This window comes from Mesorhizobium sp. M7A.F.Ca.CA.001.10.2.1 (assembly GCF_003998575.1).
Taxonomy (GTDB): domain Bacteria; phylum Pseudomonadota; class Alphaproteobacteria; order Rhizobiales; family Rhizobiaceae; genus Mesorhizobium.
Genome location: NZ_RZQY01001012.1, coordinates 1 through 1,420 on the forward strand (window position 1 = coordinate 1; position 1,420 = coordinate 1,420).

The window sequence follows — 1,420 nt, forward strand, 5'->3', positions numbered from 1 at the left end:
GTTCCGCCGCGCGTCGCTCGCCAGCCTTGGCTTGGCCGTCGGCCTGTCGGCCCTTTCGCTCTCGCCGCTGATGGCGCAGCAAACCGCTCCCGCCCCGGCGGATGCAGCAGCGCCAGCCGCGGCACCGGTCGATCCGAATAAGGTTATCGCCACGGTCAACGGCCAGCCCCTGACCGAAGCCGATCTGGTGCTTGCCGAAGGGGAATTGTCACAGCAGTTCGCGCAATTGCCACCCGAGCAGCGCCGTGCCGCAGCGCTCTCGGCTGCCATCGAGATCCGTGTCATGGCCGCCCAGGCGGTCACGTCAGGGCTCGACAAGGATCCCGACTTCCAGCGCCGCATGGCCTTCCTGCAGCAGCGCGCGCTGCATGGCGAGATGGTCGAGAAGGGCGTCGTCGACAAGGTCACCGACGCCGAGGTCCGCGCCCGCTACGACCAGGAAATCGCCAACACGCCGCCCACCAACGAGCTGCATGCCCGTCACATCCTCGTGAAGACGAAGGAAGAGGCCGAGGCCATCATCAAGCAGCTCGACGGCGGCGCCGACTTCCAGAAGCTCGCCAACGAGCACACCAGCGATCCCTCGGGCAAGACCAGCGGCGGCGATCTCGGCTGGTTCGGACCTGGCCAGATGGTGCCGGAGTTCGACAAGGCGGCCTCCGCGCTCGAGGTCGGCAAATACACCGAGCAGCCGGTGCAGTCGCAGTTCGGCTGGCATGTCATCAAGCTCGAGGACAAGCGCACCAAGCAGCCGCCGGCCTTCGACGACGTCAAGGACCAGGCCAAGCAGGCGGTCATCCGCGACAAATATTTTGCGCTGGTCAAGTCGCTGCGCGCCGGCGCCAAGATCGAGATCCCCGACGCGAACCTGAAGAAGACGGTCGATACGCTGGAAAGCGCCAAGTAAGACTGATAGCTCTTTGAAAAGGGCGCGGCAGCCAGGGGTTGCCGCGCCCTTTTTCATCGCCGTTTTTTAAGGGGCGGGCGCCGCTATGCCTCGCATCACGTAGTTGACCGCCTTGCCGATGGCGGCTTCGTCCTCGTCGAGCCGGTTGGTCAACAGATGTCTCCAGGCGAAGGAGGCGATCAGGTCTGCGACAACAGCTGAATCGACGCCGGCCGGGATTTCGCCCCTTGCCTTGGCGCGTTCGATGATCTGGCCGGTATGGGAGCGTCGGCCCAGCGAGTAGTCGGCAAGGGCCGCGGCAGCGGTCTCGTCCGACTGCGCCTCGGCGATCAGCGACCGGAACACGCTTCCCGACGATGTCTCGCGCCAGTGGGTGAACAGGTTTTTCAGGAAGCCGACGAGATCCTCCTCCAGCCGCCCGGTATCGGGAACCTCGACGCGCTTCTGGCGCTGATAGACCTCAAGCAGCAATGCCGCCTTGCTCGGCCACCAGCGATAGATGGTGGGTTTGCC

2 protein-coding genes are annotated in these 1,420 nt (G+C 65.1%); one reads left to right on the forward strand and one right to left on the reverse strand.

What is annotated here, in order from left to right:
* A partial coding sequence (locus EN964_RS34540) for a peptidylprolyl isomerase (protein WP_127277436.1) occupies positions 1–907 on the forward strand: 907 nt, incomplete at its 5' end.
* 66 nt (positions 908–973) lie between these two features.
* On the opposite strand, the gene EN964_RS34545 is transcribed toward EN964_RS34540, so the two are convergent.
* The coding region (locus EN964_RS34545; RefSeq protein WP_127277438.1) for a TetR-like C-terminal domain-containing protein at positions 974–1,420 on the reverse strand (447 nt) is incomplete at its 5' end.